The organism is Nostoc sp., assembly GCF_036917235.1.
Lineage (GTDB): Bacteria > Cyanobacteriota > Cyanobacteriia > Cyanobacteriales > Nostocaceae > Nostoc.
Genome location: NZ_JBALDU010000003.1, coordinates 1 through 22,472, shown reverse-complemented (window position 1 = coordinate 22,472; position 22,472 = coordinate 1). Strand labels below are relative to the sequence as shown.

Genomic DNA, 22,472 nt, shown 5'->3' with positions numbered 1-22,472 from the left:
TTGTTCAATCAGAGAACTACCCATAATTTTCCTCCCCTCAACACTTGCAATTTTACCTGTTTTAGGGAATGAATCAGCCCTGCTTTTTAAGGGGGACTTAGGGGGATCTAAAACTTTTGATACCGACAAGAGGACTTTTCAAACATCCTCTTAAATTTACTGGTTGAGGTGGTAGTTTTTATTTCTCTCACTCAAGCAAATTTGTGACTCATACTCTTGACAAAATCCTTAAGGGATCGAATGAAACAGCCCTGCCCTTGGGCTAGGGGGGATCTAAAGTGCATAAAATCATAGCCAACCACTTTTCAAACAGCCTCTAATGACTATTAAGATAAAACCCTTGCTCTCGTTAGGAAGGGTGCGATGCCTACGCAGATAAATATTTTAGGGGCGTACAGATGTACGCCCCTTTTTATGGCCCGTCAAAAATATCGCTATTTGTAGACCAAAAATGATTCACTAAACTAAATAGCCATTACCATAAAAAGCGTAAATATTCAGTACTCTAGGTTTCACAAATAGGAAATAAGCAGTGTCACCAAACAAGCCCCCCGTCAGCAATCAAACTCAACGCTGGACATTTGCTCAACTTTTTGGACTGGTAAAGCGTAATCCCTTAATGATTTCGCAGTGGGTTATCCGCTGGATAGTTGTGGGGACTGCTGGTGGTCTATTTGCAGCGTTGTACTGGAATGTTCTAGAGTTTTTAACTCACAGACTCCAGCGATTTGAGGGTTTTAGTCTGCTGATAGTGATGCCACTTAGCGGTTTAGTTATCGGTCTGGTGATTCATTTTTTGGGAAATCCCGGTGAAATCGCTGTGATTGTTGATAATATTCATTTTCGTGGCGGACGCCTAGATGTTCGCAAAAATCCTTCAATGATTCTTGCTTCTCTAGTCAGCATCTCGGCAGGCGGTAGTGCTGGTCCAGAAGCGCCACTAGTACAGGTAACAGGTTCTTTTGGTACTTGGATTGCCGATCGCTTAAAACTCCAAGGTGAAGACCTCAGAACCATGAGTTTAGCAGCAATGGCAGCTGGCTTCACTGCCTTGTTTGGCGCACCTCTTGGCGGTGCGATGTTCGCTTTGGAGATTTTGCACCACGAGCATATTGTGGAATATTACGAAGCCTTAATGCCAGCTATTGTTTCGAGTTGCGCCAGCTATCTGGTGTTTGCAGCAATTACACATTTGGGTATTGCCCCCACTTGGCATTTTCCTCAGTATCACTTAGAAAGGATTGATGATTTTGCGATCGCGATCGCGTTTGGAATTATCGGGGCGGTGGTGGGATGGATTTTTATGGGCATTTTTCGCGGTTGCGATTACTTGTTTACCTTAATTCCTTTCCCCATTTATGTACGCACAACACTAGCAGGAGTGGGACTTGGCATTTTAGCAGTTTTATTACCCCTCACCCGTTATTTTGGACATGAAGAGTTAGATTCAGTCCTGACTGCTAACTTTGGTGCTGTTTTTCTCTTAACTCTAGCTTTTGGGAAAATGGCTGCCATTAGCATTACGGTAACAGGTGGGTGGCGCGGTGGATTCATCATTCCCCTATTTTTCACTGGTGCTTGCATTGGTAAAGCAGTAGCAATCTTAGTTCCGGGACTTAATCCTGCCCTTGCCATGATTTGTACAATGGCGGCTGTCAACGCAGCCGTAACCCGCACACCGATAAGTACGACTTTGCTACTGTCAAAACTGACTAACTTGAGTCCCTTGACGCCAATCCTTTTTGCCAGTTTGGTTGGATTTTTTCTTGCCCCTAAAGTTCCTCTGATCGCATCTCAACTCAAATCCCAGAGAGAAGCTACGGATCGGACAATTGCCTGAGTTAGCTGCCCAGGCAATAAAAAGCAATATATGCTAAGATTGTATCAAATTATAGCAATTATTCAAGAGCAATTTAGAATAATTTTGCGCTTTGTTGAGTAAAAAAGCTAAAATCTACGATTTTTGGAGATTTTTAGGTTATGACAACCTCACAGGAGAGGATTATCCCGATTGACTTGCGAACCGAAATGTCGCAGTCTTATCTGGAATACGCCATGAGCGTGATAGTGGGTCGGGCGTTGCCAGATGCCAGGGATGGTCTAAAACCTGTGCATCGTCGCATTCTCTACGCAATGCACGAGCTAGGTCTGCTCCACGATCGCCCCTTTAAGAAATGCGCCCGTGTGGTGGGGGAAGTATTGGGTAAATATCACCCCCACGGTGACACGGCAGTATATGATGCCTTGGTGCGGATGGCGCAGGATTTTTCCATGCGATCGCCCCTAGTTAACGGACATGGTAACTTTGGTTCGGTAGACAACGATCCGCCAGCCGCCATGCGGTACACCGAATGTCGGTTGCAAGCTTTAACTAGTGCTGGTTTACTGCACGACATCGAGTATGAAACCGTAGACTTTGCCGATAACTTCGACGGTTCCCAGCAAGAACCCACAGTCTTACCCGCACGGATTCCCCAGTTACTACTTAACGGTTCCTCTGGGATTGCCGTGGGCATGGCAACCAACATTCCGCCCCACAACTTGGGCGAATTGATCGATGCTTTGGTGGCTCTAATCCACAATCCAGAAATCACCGATCTTGAATTAATGCAGTATGTCCACGGCCCAGACTTTCCGACTGGGGCGCAAATTTTAGGAACATCTGCCATTCGAGAAGCTTACACTACCGGGCGTGGTTCCATTACCATGCGTGGTGTTGCCAACATTGAAACCGTTGAACAACGGGGACGCCCAGATAGAGAAGCAATTATCATCACCGAATTGCCCTATCAAACCAACAAAGCGGCGCTGATTGAAAAAATCGCCGAAATGGTGAACGAGAAGCGTCTAGAAGGGATTGCAGATATCCGAGATGAAAGCGATCGCGACGGGATGCGAGTTGTCATCGAACTCAAGCGTGATGCTTATCCCCGCGTCGTGCTGAACAACCTCTACAAGCAAACGCCACTGCAAGCCAACTTCGGCGCAAATATGCTGGCGTTGGTGAATAGCGAACCCCAAGTACTCACCCTCAAGCAGTTTTTAACTGTCTTTTTGGATTTCCGCATCGAATCCATTGCCAGACGCACTCGCTACGAACTGCGGAAAGCTGAGGAACGCGATCATCTCCTGCAAGGGTTGTTAATTGCTCTATCTCAGTTAGATCCGATTATTGTCTTAATTCGTCATGCTCCCGATGCACCCACAGCTAAAGGCGAATTAATCACAACTTACGGACTCTCAGAAGTGCAAGCAGATGCGATTTTGCAGATGCAATTGCGCCGCTTAACTGCCTTAGAAGCAGATAAAATTCGTCTGGAACACGAAGAATTACAAGCGAAGATTACCGACTTGCAGGATATTTTGGCCCGGCGCGAGAGAGTGCTAGAAATCATTGAAACTGAAGTTGGGCAACTCAAAACTAACTTCGCCACACCCCGCCGCACGGTGATTTTACCAGGGGAAGGGGAATTAGACGATCGCGACCTCATTGCCAATGAAAAAGCGATAATTCTGGTGACAGAGCAAGGCTACATCAAACGAATGCCAGTTAACACCTTTGAAGCCCAAAGCCGTGCTACCAGAGGCAAAGCCGCAGCCAAGGTGAAAGATGATGATACCATTGAGCATTTCTTAACTTGCTGCGATCATGACAGTATTTTATTCTTTAGCGAGCGTGGTGTTGTTTATTGCCTGAGAGCTTATCAAATTCCAGCGAGTTCGCGTACCAGTCGTGGCACACCAATCGTCCAGATGCTACCGATTCCCAAAGAGGAAAAAATCACCTCAATTGTACCGGTTGACGAGTTTAGCAGCGAAGAATATCTGGTCATGCTCACCAAAGGTGGCAATATCAAAAAAACCGAATTGGCAGCCTTTAGTCACATTCGCGCCAATGGCTTGATTGCCATTTCCTTAGAAGAAGGCGATCAACTGCGCTGGGTACGACGCGCTAAAGTAGAGGACAGCGTAATCATTGGTTCTCGTAACGGGATGGCGATTAACTTCCGGTGCAACCACGAACAACTGCGTCCTTTAAGTAGGGCGACTCGTGGGGTGAAAGCCATGAAACTCAAAAATAAAGATGAGCTGGTGGGTATGGATATTCTTCCCGCAGCAATTCTGGAAACTTTGGATATAGTTACAGAAGCAGAAACAGAAGATATCGAAACAATCGAAACAGAAGATATCGAAATTACCGAAATTAATGAAGAGTCCGCAGAAGTGCCGAGCAGTGGCGTAGTTGGCCCTTGGGTGTTGGTAATTACAATGGGTGGATATGGTAAGCGCGTACCAGTTGCTCAATTCCGGCTGCAAAATCGTGCTGGTCAGGGTTTAATGGCAACCAAGTTCAAAAACCGCAAAACCAAAGACAAGTTGGCAACCCTACGCATTGTGAACAACGATGATGATGAAATCATGATGGTGACAAATCGCGGTATTATCATCCGTCAAGCAGTGAATGCGATTTCTATCCAATCGCGATCGGCAACTGGAGTCAGAGTGCAGCGTTTAGACGAAGATGACGCTATTACCGGAGTAGCAATAGTTCCACCTGATGCTGTCGATGCAGAAGAAGCAGAGTAAAAAGCAGGGGGAGCAGGGGAAGAAGGGGAGGCAGGGGGAGAGGTTAACCTCTTTACTGCCTTACTTGATTGCCTTAGCTAGCGGCATTTTAATGGGGCTAACCGTAGCCCCAGTAGGTGCATGGTTATTGGCTTGGATTGCCATAGTTCCCTTATGGGTGCTAGTTGTCACTTCAGCCAAAGGTAAAAACCAATTCCCCCCGGCTTTCCTCTGGGGTATTGGTTTTCACGGTGTCGCCCTATTCTGGATTACCGGAATTCATCCAATGACATGGTTGGGCGTTCCGTGGTTGCCGAGTTTGGCAATCACTCTTTTTTGTTGGGGATTTATCAGTGTCTTGGGAGGGATATTCCTTAGTATTTGGGCGGCTGTAATGGTTCGCCTGGACGGACAAAAACCGTGGTTACGTGTACTTATTGGTACAGCCGTCTGGTGCGCCTTAGAGAGTCTGTGGAGTGCCGGGCCTCTGTGGTGGAGTTCCCTAGCTTACACTCAAAGTCCGCACAATCTCGTAATTGTACATTTGGGGCAACTCTCTGGGCCTAATACTGTGACAGCTGCGATCGTTGCCATTAATGGTTTAATTGCTGAAGGATGGATGAACCGCAGAGAGGCAGAGAGAATTTCCTCTGTGTCCTCCGCGCCTCTGCGGTTCGTTAATAAATACTGGGTTATCGCCACAGGATTATTAATTACCTTGCACCTGATTGGTTTTATCTTATATAGTCGTCCCATCGCCCAACCCCCAGAAGCAGCCTTGAAAGTGGGCATTGTTCAGGGTAATATCCCGAACCGACTTTTACGAAGTTCCGAAGGGTTTCGTCGCGCTCAAGAAAATTATACGACTGGGTATCTAACTTTAGCAAACCAAGGTGTAGATGCAGTCCTCACCCCAGAAGGAGCCTTACCTATTTTTCAGCGTAACTTGATGCAAACTGCCTTAGTCGCAGCCGTGAAGGAAAAAGGCGTAGTTGCTTGGATTGGGGCTTTTGGCGAACGGGGAGACAGTTATACAATTAGCTTGTTTACTTTCAACAGTAAGGGTGAAATTGTCAGCCGCTACGATAAGTCCAAACTCGTACCTTTAGGAGAATATATTCCCTTTGAAGGAATTTTAGGCGGACTAGTTCAACGCTTATCGCCTTTGGATGCACACCAAGTTCCCGGTTCAGCAAATCAGCTATTTGACACTCCTTTTGGTCGGGCGATCGCTAGTATATGCTATGAATCTGCTTTTCCTGAACAATTTCGCCGTCAAGCGGCGGCGGGTGGGCAATTTATTCTCAGTTCTTCTAACGATGCCCATTACACTGCATCCATGCCATTTCAGCATCATGCACAGGATATCATGCGGGCAATTGAAAGCGATCGCTGGTCAGCACGGGCAACTAATACTGGATATTCAGCCTTTGTAGATCCTCATGGCAGAACCTTGTGGATGTCTGGATATAATACCTACGAAACTCATGCTGAAACAATTTATCGGCGACAGACATATACTTTATATGTGCGTTGGGGTGATTGGTTAACACCCTTATTGTTGATTTCCTCTGGAGGAGCTTGGCTGGGAATTCGCGGTATAAAGAAATTCAGTAATGTTGGAAATCTTTAACGTATTAATGGATAATTTTTTTAGTTGGGTTGAGTCGATGGGGGATGTTATTCCCCGCACCTCTCAGTTAAATCTGGGCGTGCGACTTTCACCGCACCCAGCTTCCGATGTTCTCAGCTTGCGCTTTTGCTCATGTGTTTGTCATCGTGGCAACTCTCATGAATTGCTTCCAGATTATTTTTCTTCCAGTTGGCGTGATTTCCGTCGATGTGATGCAGGTGAACCCGTTCCTCATCGATGAACTTTAAGCCGCAGGAAGCACATTTATGGTTTTGCTTCTTAAGAGCTTTAGAGGTTTCGCCATCGTAGAGCTTACTTTTGCGTTCGCTCCAGTAGGCTGTATCTCCGTCGTAAGGTGATTTATTTCCTTTGACAGGAATGTGTTTGTTTTCGGAGTAGGAAACTGCTGGGAATGCTTTATCTAGTAATTTCTTACTAGAGTAGCGATTTTTCTTGGCTTCCTTATTGAATACCGTATAAGCTCTTTTTTGGATGTGGTATAACGAGTTTCTAGACCCGTCCATCTTGCAGAACTTATGGTAGTTTCTCCAACCTCTAACTATCGGGGCTAATTTCTCAGCCTTTGTGGTAGCACCATAATTCGAGTTGTTGACGATGTGTTTTACTTTCTTACGGAATGCTTTGAAGTTATCCACTGAGGGGATACTTTTGAACTTTCCGTTTTTCTGGACTTTGAAGTGCCACCCGAGGAAATCAAACCCATCTGTCGCGGCGGTAACTTTGGTTTTCTTTTGGCTTACATTCATTCCGCGTTTGCAGAGGAACTCGCTGATTCTTTCAAGTATTTCTGTCGCGTCATCTTCGGGTCGGAGTATAATAACCATGTCATCCGCGTATCGGACTGATGGTTCTATGATTGACTTTTTTGGAGTCTCGTCATGTACCTTGCTACCTAGTTTGTAGTTGTAGTGGTATCTGTGTATACTCTGAATCCCGTTGAGTGCAATATTTGCTAGTAATGGGCTGACCACTCCCCCTTGTGGGGTTCCTTGTTCAGGGAATTCTGGATTTCCCCCTGCCTTGAGGCATCGGAAAATACCGAGTTTTAGTCCTTTGGGGGCGATGAGTTCGTCCATTATTGCTGAGTGGTTAATCCTGTCGAAGCATTTTTCGATATCGAGTTCGATTACTCGTTTTTCTATTCCATTGCTTAGGGAACGGAGGTTATCAAAGATGTACTTTTGTGCATCGTGGGCAGAGCGCCCTGTTCTGAACCCATAACTCCTAGCGTGGAAAGTAGCTTCGTGTGCTGGTTCGAGTGCATATTTTGCTAGGCATTGCCAAGCTCTATCCGCGATGGTCGGTATCTTAAGCATTCTGGTAGTCCCATCCTTTTTAGGGATGGGTATTTCCCGTAGTCCTTGATGTTTCCAATTTCCACTATTCATTTTCAGTAGTTCTTCAAGGTTGAAGCGTTCTTCAAATGAGAGGGATTTCTTCCCATCAATACCAGCCGTCTTTTTGCCAGCATAAAGCTTAGATACTTGTCTTATTGCAAGAAATCGAGCCGAGGTGGATTTAAGAATAAGCTTTTGGAGTGACCTAGCTTTCCGCTTGTCTCCAACAAGAACCGCTTTAAATACGCGCTTTTGAAGGCGGAAAAGATTTCGGCGGAACTTCTTCCACGGTAAGGCTTTCCAAGATTCACTAGTATGTCTACTGTGTCTAATCATTTTCTCTTCTAGAGTTTGTATTTTCTGAACACCTCAGACCAATTACGGTCTGTCCTACCCGAATTGTGGGGATTCCTCCGCTCGTCTGGGCTACTTGGGGTTCGACCGCCCCTAGACCCACAACTCGTTTTTATTCGTTCCCTCGGAGAGATTGATTGTTCCGTTAGGCTGGTCACTTCAACCACTGGATTCCCAGGACTCTTACCGCTAACAACTAGATTTTGCGGCGGGAATTGTTCTCCAGTAGAGTCAGGGTTTTTGTGTTACGCCCTGCTCCTAAGATAGTTGCTTTTCTAGACCCGTTTTCGCCGTAGGAACCCCCTGTTAGCGCCAGTGTCAGCCCGTAACGGCTGTCTGATTGCGCCCTGTTCCCAGCTTCACTCTACAAGAACCGAGCTTGTTCGGTGTGGGCAGATAAGGAGTCAATTCTGAGTCTGAATGGTAGGGCTTTCACCTACATCTGACCGAGAGTTCAGCCTTTAGTGACAGTAATCTGTTGTCGGGCTGGATTAGTTATTTACGGACTGATTACCGTGATTTGCTAATCAACGAATCGCACTAAGTCTCTTAGAGTACTCCAAGTAAAAAAATGCCCAATTGTCATTGCGTTCGCGTAGCGTCTCGTAGAGAGCGAAGCGAAGCAATCGCAATGACTGGTTTTGGATCGCTTATTTTTTGGAACACTCTTATGGAGCGGCTTTTAGGGAAAAACTTTTCGATTTACTAAAATTATAGATTTCAGAAACGGTGAGGTCGCGCCATTGACCCAATTGTAAGTCATCTAATTGTAGGTGAGCCATGCTGACCCTGACCAGTCGCAAAGTCGGAAACCCGACAGCCGCAGTCATGCGCCGAACTTGGCGGTTTTTTCCCTCTGTCAAAGTCATTTCCAGCCAAGCTGTCGGTACATTTTTGCGAAATCTAATTGGTGGGGTGCGTTCAGGTAGCTGTGGTTCTTGTAGTAAGAGCCTAACTTCTGCTGGTTGAGTGCGGTAATCTTGAATTTCCACACCTGTTTGCAACCTTTTGATAGCTTCTGGATCTGGAATTCGCTCTACCTGTACCCAGTAAGTACGTTTATGGCCAAAACGCGGATGGGCAAGGCGATGTTGCAATTGTCCATCGTTTGTTAACAGCAGCAATCCTTCACTATCCCAATCCAAGCGTCCCACAGGATAGACTTCAGACACATCAATATAATCTTTTAAAGTGCTATGTGTGGGAGCGTCTTTTGTAAACTGGCTAAGAACGCCATAGGGTTTGTAAAAAATAATATATCGGTAATGATTGGTCATTTGTCATTAGGCATTAGTTATTGGTGTTGCTGAAATCGAGGGATGATTTAGCAAGTTATAAAATAAAGAAAATGAATAAGTGAAAATTAATAACTACTAAATTACTTAATTTATCTCTTAAAAATTTCAGAAAAATTATAAGTTATCAAGTTAAAAATCAATCGCGATTAAAACCACAACCTAAACAACGCATACAAACAGAGAAAGCTGCTAAAACTGAGGCAATCTCAATTAGTAATTGAAATTCCAAAGGAGCTAGAGCCAAACTCCAAATCAAAATAATTGTCCCGCTGATCATAGCAGTAATGCGATTAATTTCATCTTTAGTATTGAAAACCAAGAATAAAGTTCCTAAACCAATTAATAATAAAATTAAGCTACTCATAAATATATTCCTGACTTATCTTTTTGTAGATTGAATGTAAGTTTATTATCGAGAATGCAAGGGCGGCTTAGGATTCACAGAATATCAGGTGTGGCATAAAAAAAGTATATTGAGGCATTTTATCTTAGTTTTGTGTGCTTATACTTTTCTTCTTTGGCATTAGCTAATCAGGGGATGAAGACGAAAATGGGCAACTGCGATCGCAAGGATACCAAAAAATATTCAAAAATGCCGCAGCTACGCTCGTTGTAGACATCGCTTTTCTAAACGTCAAGGTATTATGTACTCGAACACCGTGCAGCATACATAAAATCTGAGGTTTTGCATGAAGGTAGCAGTTTTCAGTACAAAAGCCTACGATCGCCAGTTCTTGTCAGCTGCAAATTCTCCCATTCAACACGAGTTAGTATTTTTTGAACCCCGTTTAAATCGAGATACGGCTATCCTTGCTGATGGATTTCCGGCAGTTTGCGTATTTGTACACGATCAGGTTGATGCCCCAACTTTAAAACTTCTCGCCTCACGGGGAACTAGTCTGGTTGTCCTTCGCTGTGCAGGATTTAACAATGTAGACTTACAAGCCGCAGCAGACTTAGGAATTACCGTTGTGCGTGTTCCCGCCTATTCACCTTATGGGGTGGCAGAACACGCCGTAGGATTGATTTTGAGCCTAAATCGCAAAATTCATCGTGCCTATAACCGTGTCCGAGAAGGCAATTTTTCTTTAGATGGACTGTTGGGATTTAATTTGCATGAGCGCACAGTCGGGATTGTTGGTACCGGCAAAATCGGTCTGATTTTAGGACAGATTATGAAGGGATTTGGCTGTCACATACTCGCCTATGATGTTTATCGCAATCCAGAATTGGAAGCGTTAGGTGGAAAGTATGTAGAACTACCTGAGCTATTTGCCAATTCCGATATTATCTCCCTGCATTGCCCTCTAACTCCCGAAACCCATCACTTAATTAACACTGAGGCTATAGAAAAGATTAAGCCAGGTGTGATGCTAATTAATACTAGCCGAGGAGCGCTGATTGATACCCAAGCAGTAATTGAGGGATTGAAGTCTGGTAAAATTGGCTATCTTGGTGTAGATGTCTACGAACAAGAATCGGAATTGTTCTTTGAGGATTTGTCTGGCGAAATTATTCAAGATGATATTTTCCAGCGTCTGACAACGTTCCCCAATGTACTTATTACCGGACATCAAGCCTTTTTTACAGCAGAAGCTCTATACAATATTGCCGAAACAACTTTTGCTAATATTACCGATGTTGAACAGGGTCGTCCTTGTGCGAATGAAATTCGCGCCTAAACCTTTAGTAATTTAAAATCCAAAAACCAAAATTGCGTTACCTCATAAATTGTTAACACCCTTGCTCCCAGAGATCGCCAAGGTGCTACACTACATCCATGCTAGGGGTGCCTACATAACGAGGCTGAGATCACACCCTTAACACCTGAGTCTGGGTAATACCAGCGGAGGGAAGCTGTTTATTGAGGAATCACAATATGCGGACTGAATGGGTTGCTAAACGACGTGGGCAGGTTAATGTATCTCAAATGCACTATGCCCGCCAAGGTGTTATCACCGAAGAAATGCACTACGTCGCCAAACGGGAAAATCTCCCGGCCGATCTCATTCGTGAGGAAGTAGCACGGGGACGAATGATTATCCCCGCGAATATTAATCACACTAACCTAGAGCCGATGGCAATTGGCATCGCCTCTAAATGTAAAGTAAATGCTAATATCGGCGCTTCCCCCAACTCTTCTAATCTTCAGGATGAAGTTGATAAACTGAATCTGGCGGTGAAGTACGGTGCTGACACCCTGATGGATTTGTCTACAGGCGGCGGTAATTTGGACGAAATTCGTACCGCAATCATCAAGGCTTCACCTATTCCCATTGGTACGGTGCCTGTTTACCAAGCTTTAGAAAGTGTCCACGGCACAATCGAGAACCTGACTGCTGATGATTTTCTCCATATCATCGAAAAGCACGCCCAGCAAGGAGTAGATTATCAAACTATCCACGCGGGGATTTTGATTGAGCATTTGCCCTTGGTGAGAAATCGCATCACTGGTATTGTCTCTCGCGGCGGCGGTATTTTGGCACGGTGGATGTTACATCACCACAAACAAAACCCACTTTATACCCACTTCAAAGACATTGTTGAGATTTTTAAAAAGTACGATGTCTCCTTCAGTTTAGGAGATTCCTTGCGTCCTGGCTGCGCCCATGATGCCTCAGATGAAGCACAATTAGCTGAATTGAAAACTCTGGGACAGCTAACTCGCAAAGCTTGGGAAGATGATGTTCAGGTGATGGTAGAAGGGCCTGGACACGTGCCAATGGATCAAATTGAGTTCAATGTCCGTAAGCAGATGGAAGAGTGTTCTGAAGCACCTTTCTATGTTTTGGGGCCATTGGTGACAGATATTGCTCCCGGTTATGACCACATCACTTCAGCCATTGGAGCCGCGATGGCTGGATGGTACGGTACTGCAATGCTGTGCTATGTAACACCTAAAGAACATTTGGGTCTACCAAATGCTGAAGATGTACGGAATGGGTTGATTGCCTATAAAATAGCGGCTCATGCGGCTGATATTGCTAGACATCGCCCTGGTGCAAGGGATAGAGATGATGAACTTTCTAAGGCGCGTTACAACTTCGATTGGAATCGTCAGTTTGAATTATCACTCGATCCCGAAAGAGCTAAGGAATATCACGATGAAACTCTGCCAGCAGATATCTATAAAACTGCTGAGTTTTGTTCGATGTGTGGGCCTAAGTTCTGCCCGATGCAAACTAAGGTTGATGCTGATGCGCTGACAGAATTAGAGAAGTTCTTGGCGAAAGAGGCTGTGACTCACAGCTAACCTAACTTTTCACGGCATCTGGAAAACCTCTCTCTAAATCTCTCTCCTAAAAGGAGAGAGACTTTGAATTTTCCCCCTTCTCGCGACGAGTTGGGGGTTAGGGGGTTAGGTTTTTGGTGGACTTTTCCACATAACCTGAATTGTCAGACAGCTAACAGATTGTCTTCTGTCATTACAATAGTTTTTCATCAATAGGACTTACGCAAAACTACACGCGCTCTGGGGCAATTCATGAATTGCCCCTACCTAAAAATCATTCTTTTCGGCTATTGTTTGCGAACTGCCGAGTAAAAAGACTCAACTGCCGAGTAAAAAGGCTCAACTACCGAGTAAAAAGGCTCAACTGCCGAGTAAAAAGGTTCAACTGCCGAGTAAAAAGACTCAACTGCCGAGTAAAAAGACTCAACTGCCGAGTAAAAAGACTCAACTGCCGAGTAAAAAGGCTCAACTGCCGAGTAAAAAGACTCAACTGCCGAGTAAAAAGACTCAACTGCCGAGTAAAAAGGTTCAACTGCCGAGTAAAAAGACTCAACTGCCGAGTAAAAAGGTTCAACTGCCGAGTAAAAAGGTTCAACTGCCGAGTAAAAAGGCTCAACTGCCGAGTTCAGAGGTGGTAATGAATACAAAACTCACCTTGATAGGGTTAGGGGTTGGATGGGTATTTTCCAAGGTAGGTTGAATTATGCGATCGCAAATACATGAAGCAAAAAATGCTTTGCCGATTGTGATTCTCGGAGGTGATTTTGCAGGATTGTTTACGGCACTCCATCTCAGAGATTTACAGAGTTCCGTCCGATATAATTAGTAATTAGCTGTATATTCAATCCAAATACTGTGAGATTTCTTTTTCCCAGTGATTACTTCAATCCGAAGAAAGCTGATTCAGCATACTTGGAGCAAGTTGCTTGTATGCAAAATGCTGGGTTTGCAACTTCCGTTATTTCTTTGGAGTCGCTGGGATCTGGTTCATCAAAGATTATCCCAGTCTCTACTCCTGATTCAAAAGTGGTCTATCGGGGTTGGATGCTCTCGCCCGGAGATTATGAGTTATTAGTTAGTGTTGTAGAGAGTACAGGGGCAAGTGTCTTAACTTCTAAGGACGAGTATCTAGCTACACATTATCTGATCAACTGGTATCCCCTAATTGCTGATTTAACTCCAGAGACTAAATTTTATTCCGTCGATGATGATTTAGAAAGTGAGTTGAATGGACTTGGCTGGAATGGATTTTTTATCAAAGATTATGTTAAGTCTCTCAAAACCTCAGTTGGTTCGATGATTGATAAACCTTCAGAAATTAAAACAGTAATTGCCCAAATGCAGACATTTAGGGGCAGCATTGAGGGAGGTATTTGTGTGCGGCGGATTGAAGATTTTGTGTCTGAAACAGAGAGGCGTTACTTTGTCGTATATGGTAAACCTTTTGCCGCTTTACCAGATGAGGAAATTCCAGAGATTGTGTCTGAGTGTGCCAAGCGGATTAAAAGTCAGTTCTTTTCTGTGGATGTAATAGAGCGTAGAGATGGTACTAAGCGGATTGTAGAAATTGGTGATGGCCAAGTATCAGATATTGTTGGATGGACGGCTGAACGTTTTACTCAACTGTGGGTAGAGTGATGATTGAAGCTTTGCGATCGCTATGCGTTTACAGCAATTTTTATGTATTTGAACCGCGTCTGTCGTAGGGGCACAGCATTGCTGTGCCCCTACCGCGCGGTCTATTTACCTGAAAATAGCTGTAACCCAAGGGTATTGGTTTAAAATCCCATTTCAATAGTCAAGCTGCGAATTTTTCCTGTATCTCCTTCAGCTTTATCTGCAACTTCCAGAGTCCAGGTTCCTTGGGGACTTTTACCTTTAAAGGCGGCAAGTTTTGGGGTGTTTACCTCGTCATAAGTTGTTTTAATATTATCTGTAGCTCCGCCTTGGCGATCGTGCAGATTTATGGGAAGTATGCCTGTTTGCACTGGGGGAAGGAGAGTAACTATAAGATCTCCAATATAAGTATGCTCGATATCTACATTCACTTTGATGGATTTTAGGAGGGTAGTATTAGCGATCGCCACCGATAATGTTGATGTTTGTAGATCGTTAATTGTCACATCTTGCACTGCTTGGAATCTGCTGATGGGTGATGTTTGCGGTGGCTTGGCCAATTCTACAGCTTTCAGAGCATTGATTCGACCGTAACCGTAGAAGGGGCTGCGACCATTGGCATCATATTTACCTCCGGCTGAATCAATGCGATCGCACGAGCGTTTAAAAATGTCTCGCACTTCATCCCAACGCAGATTTGGGTTTCTGGCAAGAATCAAGGCTGCTACACCGGCTGCACCTGGACAGGAACTAGAAGTTCCGCCGAATTCGTTCGTATAGTTGCCTAAAGCCTCACCCAGATTTCGATTACCCGAATTATAACCAAGTACACCAGAGCGATCGGTTGTCCAAATTCCCGTAGTTTGAGAACTATCACCATTGTTGCTGGGGAAGGCGCACCAAACCGCCTGACCAAAGTCACTGTAAGCGCTTCTTGTGCCGTAATCGTTACAAGCTGCCACTGCAATCACCTTTTGGTAGCTGGCGTAGCCGTCATTATCAACGCTTTCGTTACCATTACCAGCTGCGAATAAAATTACACAGCCCTTGCCATTACGTCCTTTATTGATTGCAAAATCTATGGCAAGTTGTGTGGAATCAGGCAAAGGTACTTTTTGGTTGTGTGCAGGATCGTCTGGTTCAAACCAAGTACCGTCTGCTGGCCCCCAGCTGCAAGAAATAACATCAGCACCATTTTGAGCCGCCCAAATAAAAGCATCTGCTTCATCCTGCGACCCCAACGCTGAAGCTAAACGAATCGGCATGAGTTTTGCACCTGGTGCCACACCAGATGCTCCAAAGTTGCCATTTGCACAAGCTACTCCTGCACAGGATGTGCCGTGGTTATTATCATTTCCCGGTCTGGGATTGTTCGTTTTACGTGTGATATCACGCGGGGCGACAATCTTGCCAGAGGAACGGAACTCTTCATGATCGAGATCCACACCATCGTCGATAATTGCAATAATTACCCCAGTGCCATTGCTCAACTTCCAAGCAGCTTCAACGTTGGCATGGGCGTTAATTGTCTTACCATTAATTGTTGTTTGCTTTAAGTGCCATTGCTGCGGAAAAACCTGACGTTGGCGTGACTCACGCGCTAGTTCGGGATGGCACAGTTCAACTGATTCCTCATTTAGAAGTCTCTCGGCGATGTCAAAGACGGCTATACCAGTATTTGTAGGGGCACTGACAAAATAAGCATTTCGTGCATATTCAAGTTGGCGTTTAATTGTTAAGTTGTAACGTCTTAAAACTTCTTGGCAGACCCTTGATTCTTCGCTATCAAATTTAACAAAAAGATTTTCAGTGTAGACTACAGGTTGTTGGGATACTGGATCGATTAAGACACGTCCGGCAAATTGGACTTCAGACTCATTGTTGAGAATTTCACGAGCGCGATCGCGCAAAGCGACACCCTGATTTGGAATTTTCGCTTGCAAAATTTCTACACCCGCTTGGCGAAACCGTGTTTTTAACTCAAATTGATTGAGGATACTACGAGCTATGGGTGATACAGGTGCGACTTCAAAGGATCTTGCACCAAAAATAGTGCTACGGCTTTCGGTACGCACTACAACGTGTTCGTTACTAATAGCAAATTCATACTGTTGGCCGTTCTGTCCACCATAGCGAACCTGAACCATTGTTTAATCTCCTAAATGTTTTGAAAATTGGGAATTGGGAAAACCGTATTATGCCTTACTTTTAAAGCTTGCGGCCCGCATCGTAGGCTTACCTTTAGTTTCTGGATGCTTTTTAGTTCATGTGTTATATGTGTATTACGATACAAAATTTAATTTATCTAAGTTCATACAAACCTTCAATTCATCTTTCCAGAAAAGAGGGGATTCAAAATCAGGTTGCTTTAAGAATCTTCACTATCTGTAGGGGCGTAGAACTGTACATCACGATGAAAAAAATGTATTTCGTACCACTGAAAACGCTATAACATCATTACAACTTGAGAAAGATGTTTTATTTTCCGGCTGAGTATTTTTTACAGGCGTATTCTTTACCCCTGATTCCTGAAGTGAGATTTCAAAAAGACTATTTTTCTGAGTATCCTGAACAAATTCGCGTTAGTGGCGATGTAAGCCTACGCACTGCTATATCCTACACTCGTAAACCTGGGTACTATGCAGTACATTACAATCAACCGGGTACTGTGGCAATAGGGGCAATTTTACGACTTAACAACGGTGCGATAGCAGTTTTTTCAGGCGAACCCAATCAATCAGAACAGGGTACATTGAGTCCGATTTATACATTAGAACCCAATGGTTCTTTAGCAGTACCAACTGGATTGGTTTTTATTCGCTTTGCTGAAAGCGTTGATGTGGAATCGCAGCGCGAGGCAATTAATCGAGCGGGTTATGAAGTATCGCAAAGCCTTGCTTATGCACCTCATACCGCTTGGTTGCGTGCTAAATCAGGTAATATTGTTGATGCGATCGCTGGAATTTCTCAGTTAGAAGCGATCGCAAATGTTGAGAATGTCGAACCTCAAATGCTGATGGAAAGAAGTTTGAGATAAATTAAAAATTATGTATGCATATTAGAGATATTCTTACTTCTCAGTTGACAGTAATATAAGTACCATGCTTTACTATTGCCTAAATCTTTTTTGATTGAATGACTAGATTTATTCATGACCAATTTGCAAAAGATTATTTGGAAGAATTACTAAAACCTTATGGAGAAGTCCAAGGTTCTAGCCGTGTGGCGGGAGAAGTTCGAGAAATCGATGTTTTATTTTCTCCTTTAACAAAACAAAGCACGAATTTAGAAACACTAGGATTATTAGGAAGATTTGCCGCTACAGCAGCCATTTTTGAACCCTTCCGTAACGCTGCATCAAAAGAAGAAATTTGTGATTGTCTGTTAAAATTATTAGAAGTAAGGGGTGGATTACAACGTCAAGCAAATCGCAATAAAACTTCCATTCCAGAATTAGAACTTACTAAATTATGGATACTCACCCCAACAGCATATACAACGCTGCTGTCAGGATTCGGTGCTACTCAAAAGGTAGACTGGCTACCTGGAGTACATTTTATCGCAGAGTATTTGCGGACTGCGATCGTTGCGATTCACCAGTTACCGCGCACCCAAGAAACGCTGTGGTTAAGAATTCTCGGTCGAGGAACAGTACAAAAACAAGCCATAGATGAATTAGAAGCACTATCATCAAATCATCCATTTCGCAGAGCAACGCTAGAATTACTTTATAACTTGCGGCAAAACTTGCAAGTTAATCAAAATTCAGAAGAAGACGATCGGGAGTTAATTATGCGATTAAAACCACTTTATCAACAAGACCGGGAACAAGCTGTACAACAAGGGGAACAACGTTTAATTATACGTCTACTAAATCGCCGTTTGGGTGAGATTGATTCATCTACTATTGAGCGAGTTCAAGGATTATGTATTGAACAATTGGAGGCGTTAGGAGAGGCTTTATTAGACTTCTCAGCTATTTCTGATTTAGAAGCTTGGTTAAACCAAGAAATTGAATAAATCTAATCTGTAAATCAATTAAACAAATTTTATGTGAAACTGCACTTTATTCATGTAGGATAAAGTCATGAGTTGCCCCTACAATTGAAATAAGAATACTAACCAAAACTTTCAACAACGTACATATCATTTCCTGTATTGCCGACTAAAAGCAAGCTACTGTCATCACTTTCTAAAATTTGGCTGCCAGCAATACCCTTTTGCAGAACTTTAATTATTCTTTGAGGAGTAAAAGATTCCAATTCTACAAACTTTCCAGATTCTAACCATGCTAACTCTTCAGCAGATAAACTTTGACGTATTTCTTCAGGCAATTGTTTAGCTGCTTGCGCCGACTCTGGAGAAGATTGAATGAACATTCCGCGCTTAGTAGCGATAATTTGACGTGGTGTTAATCCAATATCAATAATCACAATCTCACTATTGAGAAACCAATTAGCGTTGGTTCTCAAATTATGAACTAAAGCAATTCCTCCTGGATTGCAATCATGTACTGCATAGACTTTCAAATCGGGATTGCGGCGCAGCATTTGCATTGTGGTGTCAAAAATGCTTTGGGGATATCCAGTAATGCTGAGGATTGCACAGTTATTTTCAAAGTGGAAATTATTAGCAATTAAGAATTGAGCAATACTGGCAGTATCACAAACGACTAATCTATCAAAACTGTAAGCAGTTACATCAGGATTAATCGTGGCTGGTGTATTTTCCTGCTTTGGTGAAGGAAGAATTTTGAGAATTGAACCATTGATTTGCTGCCAACGTTCTAGCCAAGCTTGAAACTGAGATTGTGAAATTAAAAAGTCTTGTGTTAATAATTCAATTCGCCCTATCTGTCGAGTTCCTAAATATATGGGCAGCATTCCGATAAGAACAATAATGACAAAGAGGGTAAATGATTTTAAAGCAAGAATTCCTATGAAAAGGAGAATTCCTCCTATGATTTGTAAATTTCTCGCATACTGTCTGCGACTTACAAGATTGAGTTTAGTTGATTTGCTACTTGCATAAAAGAAATTAATAAACGCAAGATTTACTATTAGTGGTATAAAAATCGTTAATGATGTAACCAAGTTAATAAGTAAAAAAGGAAGTAACCAGCCAAATCGTGAAATTGATTTTGAGTTTTTTCTTAAACGATTGTCTAGAAAATAAAGTAGTTGCTTGGGTGTAAAAAATAAAGTGTTATTTGCAGAAATGTCAGCGATCGCCTTTGCAAAAAAAGGATCGGTAATCTGAACATTACTCATACTGGTCGGTTCAAAGGCAAAGGGATGATTGCATTTTATACACCGACCTTGATTAGCTGTCCGGTCTTTTAGTTTATTGTCAGTTCCGCAGTTAATACACTTCATAATGGTTGTTTTATGTTAGTTATTAATTGTTAGTCAATACGGTTGAGATTGGGCTTGATTCCCCCTAACCCCCCTTAAAAAAGGGGGAACTATCAAGGATCTGATTTGTTAGTAAAACACTGTAGTCTTCTCGTTGGCGAATCAAGCGATGTGTGCCATTTTCTAGCAAGACTTCCGCAGGTTTAGGGCGGTGTAAAAAGTGAGACGACATCGCATAACCATAAGCACCGACATCTAGAATGGCAACGATATCACCAATTTCTAGTGCTGGGAGTTGGCAATTTTTTCCCAGATAATCTCGTGAATATGTAGTGTTACCACAAATATCGGTTGTGAATGGATTGTCTGCTTGTTTCCAAGTGATAATTTCTCGGTAGCCGCTGTGTACTGAGGGTACTGAAAGATTAGCAACGGTGGTATCAACTCCAACAATTTGTTTTTCTCCTTGCCATTTTACAGAAACAACTTGAGCAAGCAAAGTTGCACACCCTGCGATCGCACTTCGTCCCGGTTCAATCACCAAATCAATTTTCCGTCCTAAACGAGTAATTCTCTTGGTTAACTCAGCGCCAAATATTTCCCAGTCAAAGGCTGTTTTATTGTGGTGATAAGGGTAGCCAAAACCACCTCCAAAATCTAAATATTCCCAATCTGGTAACTTTTGTGCTGTGGCGATTACCGTATCGATCGCTTGGGTAAAAGCTGCTGTGGCATTAGTTCCTGTCCCTCGATAGAAGTGTAAACCACTCAGCTTTAATCCCACCTCACCAGTTATAGCGATCGCATCACCAAATTCCTCTGGACGTACACCAATGCGGCTATCTCCAGTAATTTCCGGCAAATTGAGGCGTAAACCTAGCCGGATAGATTTTTCTTTGTGTTTGGGCAAAACTTTGCAGCACAAGTGTAATTGAGCGAGGCTATCAAAATTGAGAGTTGTAACTCCCCAATTCAAAACTTGTATCATCTCAGCCTCATTCAAATTACTGCCGCTATAAACAATCTCACTAGGATCGAAACCAGCTTGCAATCCTAAATAAATATCTCCCGGCGTATTAGCGTGAAGTCCCCACCCAAAGGAGCGAAAAATTTTTAACAGCGCAATGTTGCCATTCGTAACACTGGCAAAGCGAAATTGCGTGCGGGGATAACTGATTGCTTTGGTAATCCGCTCAATAGTTTCGCGCAAGCGATCGCCATTATAAACATAAAGCGGAGAACCGTAGTTATTCAGTAACTCCTGAGCAAGTTCTTTAGAGAATGGGAGATTAAGGCGATTTTGAGTCAAATTATTTGATACCATTTACCAAGAATATTGATACAGTAAATTACGAATTACGAATTATCTTGTAATTTCTCCATAGCCAACGAGGCAACCAAAAGGGATGATCCCAAGAATGTTTAGTTATTTCTTCATTTAAGACGTGCGATCGCCAAAGTTGCCACATAATTAGTAACCAGAGTGTTTCACCAATCCGACGCCCTTGAATAGCTGCTCCCAGTTTGCCTTCAACGATTTGTGCTGCGATGTGAGGATAAAAGTGATTGTGAGCGCGAAGTCCTTCTGGATTGAGCCAAATGCCGAGTTGATGCCAAAAATCATTTAAACACCAAGAAGTCAAAGGAACCCCCATACCACGTTTTTGTCGCCAGACAATTTCGGGCGGAAGCCAATTTTCTACAGCCCGTTTGAGGATATATTTTTCACAAGCTCCTTGCAAACAGAGTTCCCCAGATAGGCGGAATGTCCACTCAGCTAAAGGTAAATCACAAAAAGGCGATCGCACCCATAATCCATGAGCAAACCCCAATGCAGTGGCACGGGGATGGATATTCTGCGCTCCTTTGAGCATCAAACTAGCACGGCGGAGGCGATGCAGCAAAGATGGACACTCATTGCGATCTAAAGCTGCCAATAGCCAATCATCAGGATGCAAATTTTGGATCTGTGCATAAACCTCCGGCTGATAAACTTGAGATTCGTATCCCCCAAGACGGTGAAAGGTGCGGAGATATTGCTGGATAAAAGTTTCTTGTCCGGCGGGATTTTCTGCTTGATAAACACCTGCGGCAATTAAAGGTTTGTTTGTCCAACCGGCAAATAATTGATCTCCACCTTCGCCGTTAAAAATTACCTGAGTTTCCTGACTCGCCCTTTGAGATAGAAGATACAACGGCACACATACACCATCTCCAAAGGGTAAATCCAATGCTTGTACAGTCGGAATTAAGGCATTCTCGATCGAACTGGGGGTTACTGCAACTTTAACAAGCGGAATTTTGAGAAACTCGGCGACTTGTTCAGCATAGAGATATTCTGGAATACCTGCGTTACCAAAATCTAAAGTGTAGGCGCGGACTTTCACCCCTGCTTGTACCAGCAGCGCCGCCACCACTGAAGAATCGAGTCCGCCAGAGAGAAACACCCCGACAGGCTCATCCTTTAAATCTGCAATTTGTCGCTCAATGGAGTCTTTAAGGAGAGTTTGCAATTCAGTAATTGCTGTAGCTTCATCTGTTAACTGTTCTGGCGCTTCTCGCCACGAGTGGATTTTTTTAGATTCAGGTGTTTGCAGCTTACCTGATTGGCGATCGCTCTGCCAAACTAATTCAGTTCCCGCCGTCACTGCAAACACTCCATTAATAGGAGTTAAGGGTGTAGGAACGTAGGAAAAACAGCTATAGCCATATAACCCAGGAATGCTAACTTCTGACTCTTGCAAAATCGGTAAAAGTAATTGCAGTTGGGATGCAAACCAAATTATTTGTCCTTGCTGAGTCCAATACAAGGGCACTTTTCCGAAAGGTTCTCTTCCCAAAATTAGGCAGTTGTTTTCTTGGAGACTTACCCAAGCATCGGGTGAACTAAATAATCCTGATGCGGAGATGGCAGCAATTTGATTTTTAGAACTTACACAGAAGAGATCCCCCAACCCCCTTAAAAAGGGCAGGGCTGATTCATTCCACAAGGGCAAGAAGTTTGTCAATATCATTAGAGAGAAATCTTTGAGCAATTGTGATGGAAGGATGACCATTTCG

17 protein-coding genes and 1 riboswitch are annotated in these 22,472 nt (G+C 43.4%); of the genes, 9 read left to right on the top strand and 8 right to left on the bottom strand.

All coding sequences use genetic code 11. From position 1 onward, the window contains the following. Positions 1-532 precede the first annotated feature (532 nt). The 3 genes from V7K44_RS01075 (at position 533) to lnt (ending at position 6,199) form a co-directional block, all read left to right on the top strand. Positions 533-1,840 carry a chloride channel protein gene (locus V7K44_RS01075; protein ID WP_334927803.1) on the top strand — a complete coding sequence of 436 codons (1,308 nt, stop codon included), beginning with the start codon at positions 533-535 and terminating at the stop codon, positions 1,838-1,840. A 140-nt stretch (positions 1,841-1,980) separates the two neighbouring features. Next, a complete protein-coding gene (gyrA, locus tag V7K44_RS01070; RefSeq protein WP_334927800.1) occupies positions 1,981-4,587 on the top strand; it encodes a DNA topoisomerase (ATP-hydrolyzing) subunit A in 2,607 nt (868 codons plus the stop codon). Then, positions 4,568-6,199, top strand: coding sequence for an apolipoprotein N-acyltransferase (lnt, locus tag V7K44_RS01065; RefSeq protein ID WP_334927798.1), 1,632 nt, complete (start codon positions 4,568-4,570; stop codon positions 6,197-6,199). Before gyrA ends, lnt begins: the two co-directional genes overlap by 20 nt. A gap of 113 nt (positions 6,200-6,312) precedes the next feature. Here lnt and V7K44_RS01060 read toward each other — a convergent pair whose 3' ends face one another. The 3 genes from V7K44_RS01060 to V7K44_RS01050 form a co-directional block, all read right to left on the bottom strand. Beyond that, positions 6,313-7,893, bottom strand: coding sequence for a group II intron reverse transcriptase/maturase (locus V7K44_RS01060; RefSeq protein ID WP_334927796.1), 1,581 nt, complete (start codon positions 7,891-7,893; stop codon positions 6,313-6,315). Between the two features lie 686 nt (positions 7,894-8,579). Continuing rightward, on the bottom strand, positions 8,580-9,188 hold the full coding sequence (locus tag V7K44_RS01055) for an rRNA large subunit pseudouridine synthase E (protein WP_334927794.1): 609 nt from the start codon (positions 9,186-9,188) through the stop codon (positions 8,580-8,582). A 157-nt stretch (positions 9,189-9,345) separates the two neighbouring features. Next, entirely contained in the window at positions 9,346-9,573 is a 228-nt protein-coding gene (locus V7K44_RS01050) for a hypothetical protein (RefSeq protein WP_334927792.1), read from the bottom strand. 325 nt (positions 9,574-9,898) lie between these two features. Between V7K44_RS01050 and V7K44_RS01045 the strand changes: the two genes are divergently transcribed. Both V7K44_RS01045 and thiC read left to right on the top strand, forming a co-directional pair. Then, positions 9,899-10,891 (top strand): 2-hydroxyacid dehydrogenase, encoded by a 993-nt coding sequence (locus V7K44_RS01045; RefSeq protein ID WP_334927790.1) that lies wholly within the window; start codon positions 9,899-9,901, stop codon positions 10,889-10,891. Between the two features lie 93 nt (positions 10,892-10,984). Continuing rightward, positions 10,985-11,081: riboswitch (TPP riboswitch) on the top strand. A 7-nt stretch (positions 11,082-11,088) separates the two neighbouring features. Next, a complete protein-coding gene (gene thiC, locus V7K44_RS01040) occupies positions 11,089-12,462 on the top strand; it encodes a phosphomethylpyrimidine synthase (protein WP_334927788.1) in 1,374 nt (457 codons plus the stop codon). A gap of 266 nt (positions 12,463-12,728) precedes the next feature. On the opposite strand, the gene V7K44_RS01035 is transcribed toward thiC, so the two are convergent. Continuing rightward, positions 12,729-13,088, bottom strand: coding sequence for a hypothetical protein (locus V7K44_RS01035; RefSeq protein ID WP_334927786.1), 360 nt, complete (start codon positions 13,086-13,088; stop codon positions 12,729-12,731). A gap of 56 nt (positions 13,089-13,144) precedes the next feature. Between V7K44_RS01035 and V7K44_RS01030 the strand changes: the two genes are divergently transcribed. Further along, complete coding sequence (locus tag V7K44_RS01030; protein WP_334927784.1) at positions 13,145-13,267, top strand: hypothetical protein; 123 nt, start codon at positions 13,145-13,147, stop codon at positions 13,265-13,267. 29 nt (positions 13,268-13,296) lie between these two features. Further along, entirely contained in the window at positions 13,297-14,079 is a 783-nt protein-coding gene (locus V7K44_RS01025; protein WP_334927782.1) for an ATP-grasp domain-containing protein, read from the top strand. Between the two features lie 140 nt (positions 14,080-14,219). On the opposite strand, the gene V7K44_RS01020 is transcribed toward V7K44_RS01025, so the two are convergent. Next, positions 14,220-16,205: a S8 family serine peptidase gene (locus V7K44_RS01020; protein WP_334927780.1), complete on the bottom strand. Its 1,986-nt coding sequence runs from the start codon at positions 16,203-16,205 to the stop codon at positions 14,220-14,222. 326 nt (positions 16,206-16,531) lie between these two features. Here V7K44_RS01020 and V7K44_RS01015 point away from each other — a divergent pair, with 326 nt between their 5' ends. Further along, complete coding sequence (locus tag V7K44_RS01015) at positions 16,532-17,095, top strand: hypothetical protein (RefSeq protein WP_334927778.1); 564 nt, start codon at positions 16,532-16,534, stop codon at positions 17,093-17,095. A gap of 98 nt (positions 17,096-17,193) precedes the next feature. Beyond that, complete coding sequence (locus V7K44_RS01010) at positions 17,194-18,078, top strand: DUF4351 domain-containing protein (RefSeq protein WP_334927776.1); 885 nt, start codon at positions 17,194-17,196, stop codon at positions 18,076-18,078. 98 nt (positions 18,079-18,176) lie between these two features. Here V7K44_RS01010 and V7K44_RS01005 read toward each other — a convergent pair whose 3' ends face one another. The 3 genes from V7K44_RS01005 to V7K44_RS00995 form a co-directional block, all read right to left on the bottom strand. Then, positions 18,177-19,433: a hypothetical protein gene (locus V7K44_RS01005; RefSeq protein WP_334927774.1), complete on the bottom strand. Its 1,257-nt coding sequence runs from the start codon at positions 19,431-19,433 to the stop codon at positions 18,177-18,179. Positions 19,434-19,497: 64 nt separating this feature from the next. Beyond that, the gene (locus tag V7K44_RS01000) at positions 19,498-20,736 is read right to left on the bottom strand and encodes a diaminopimelate decarboxylase family protein (protein WP_334927772.1); all 1,239 of its coding nucleotides are present in this window, start codon (positions 20,734-20,736) and stop codon (positions 19,498-19,500) included. A gap of 25 nt (positions 20,737-20,761) precedes the next feature. Beyond that, a complete protein-coding gene (locus V7K44_RS00995; RefSeq protein ID WP_334927805.1) occupies positions 20,762-22,468 on the bottom strand; it encodes an asparagine synthetase B family protein in 1,707 nt (568 codons plus the stop codon). Positions 22,469-22,472 lie beyond the last annotated feature (4 nt).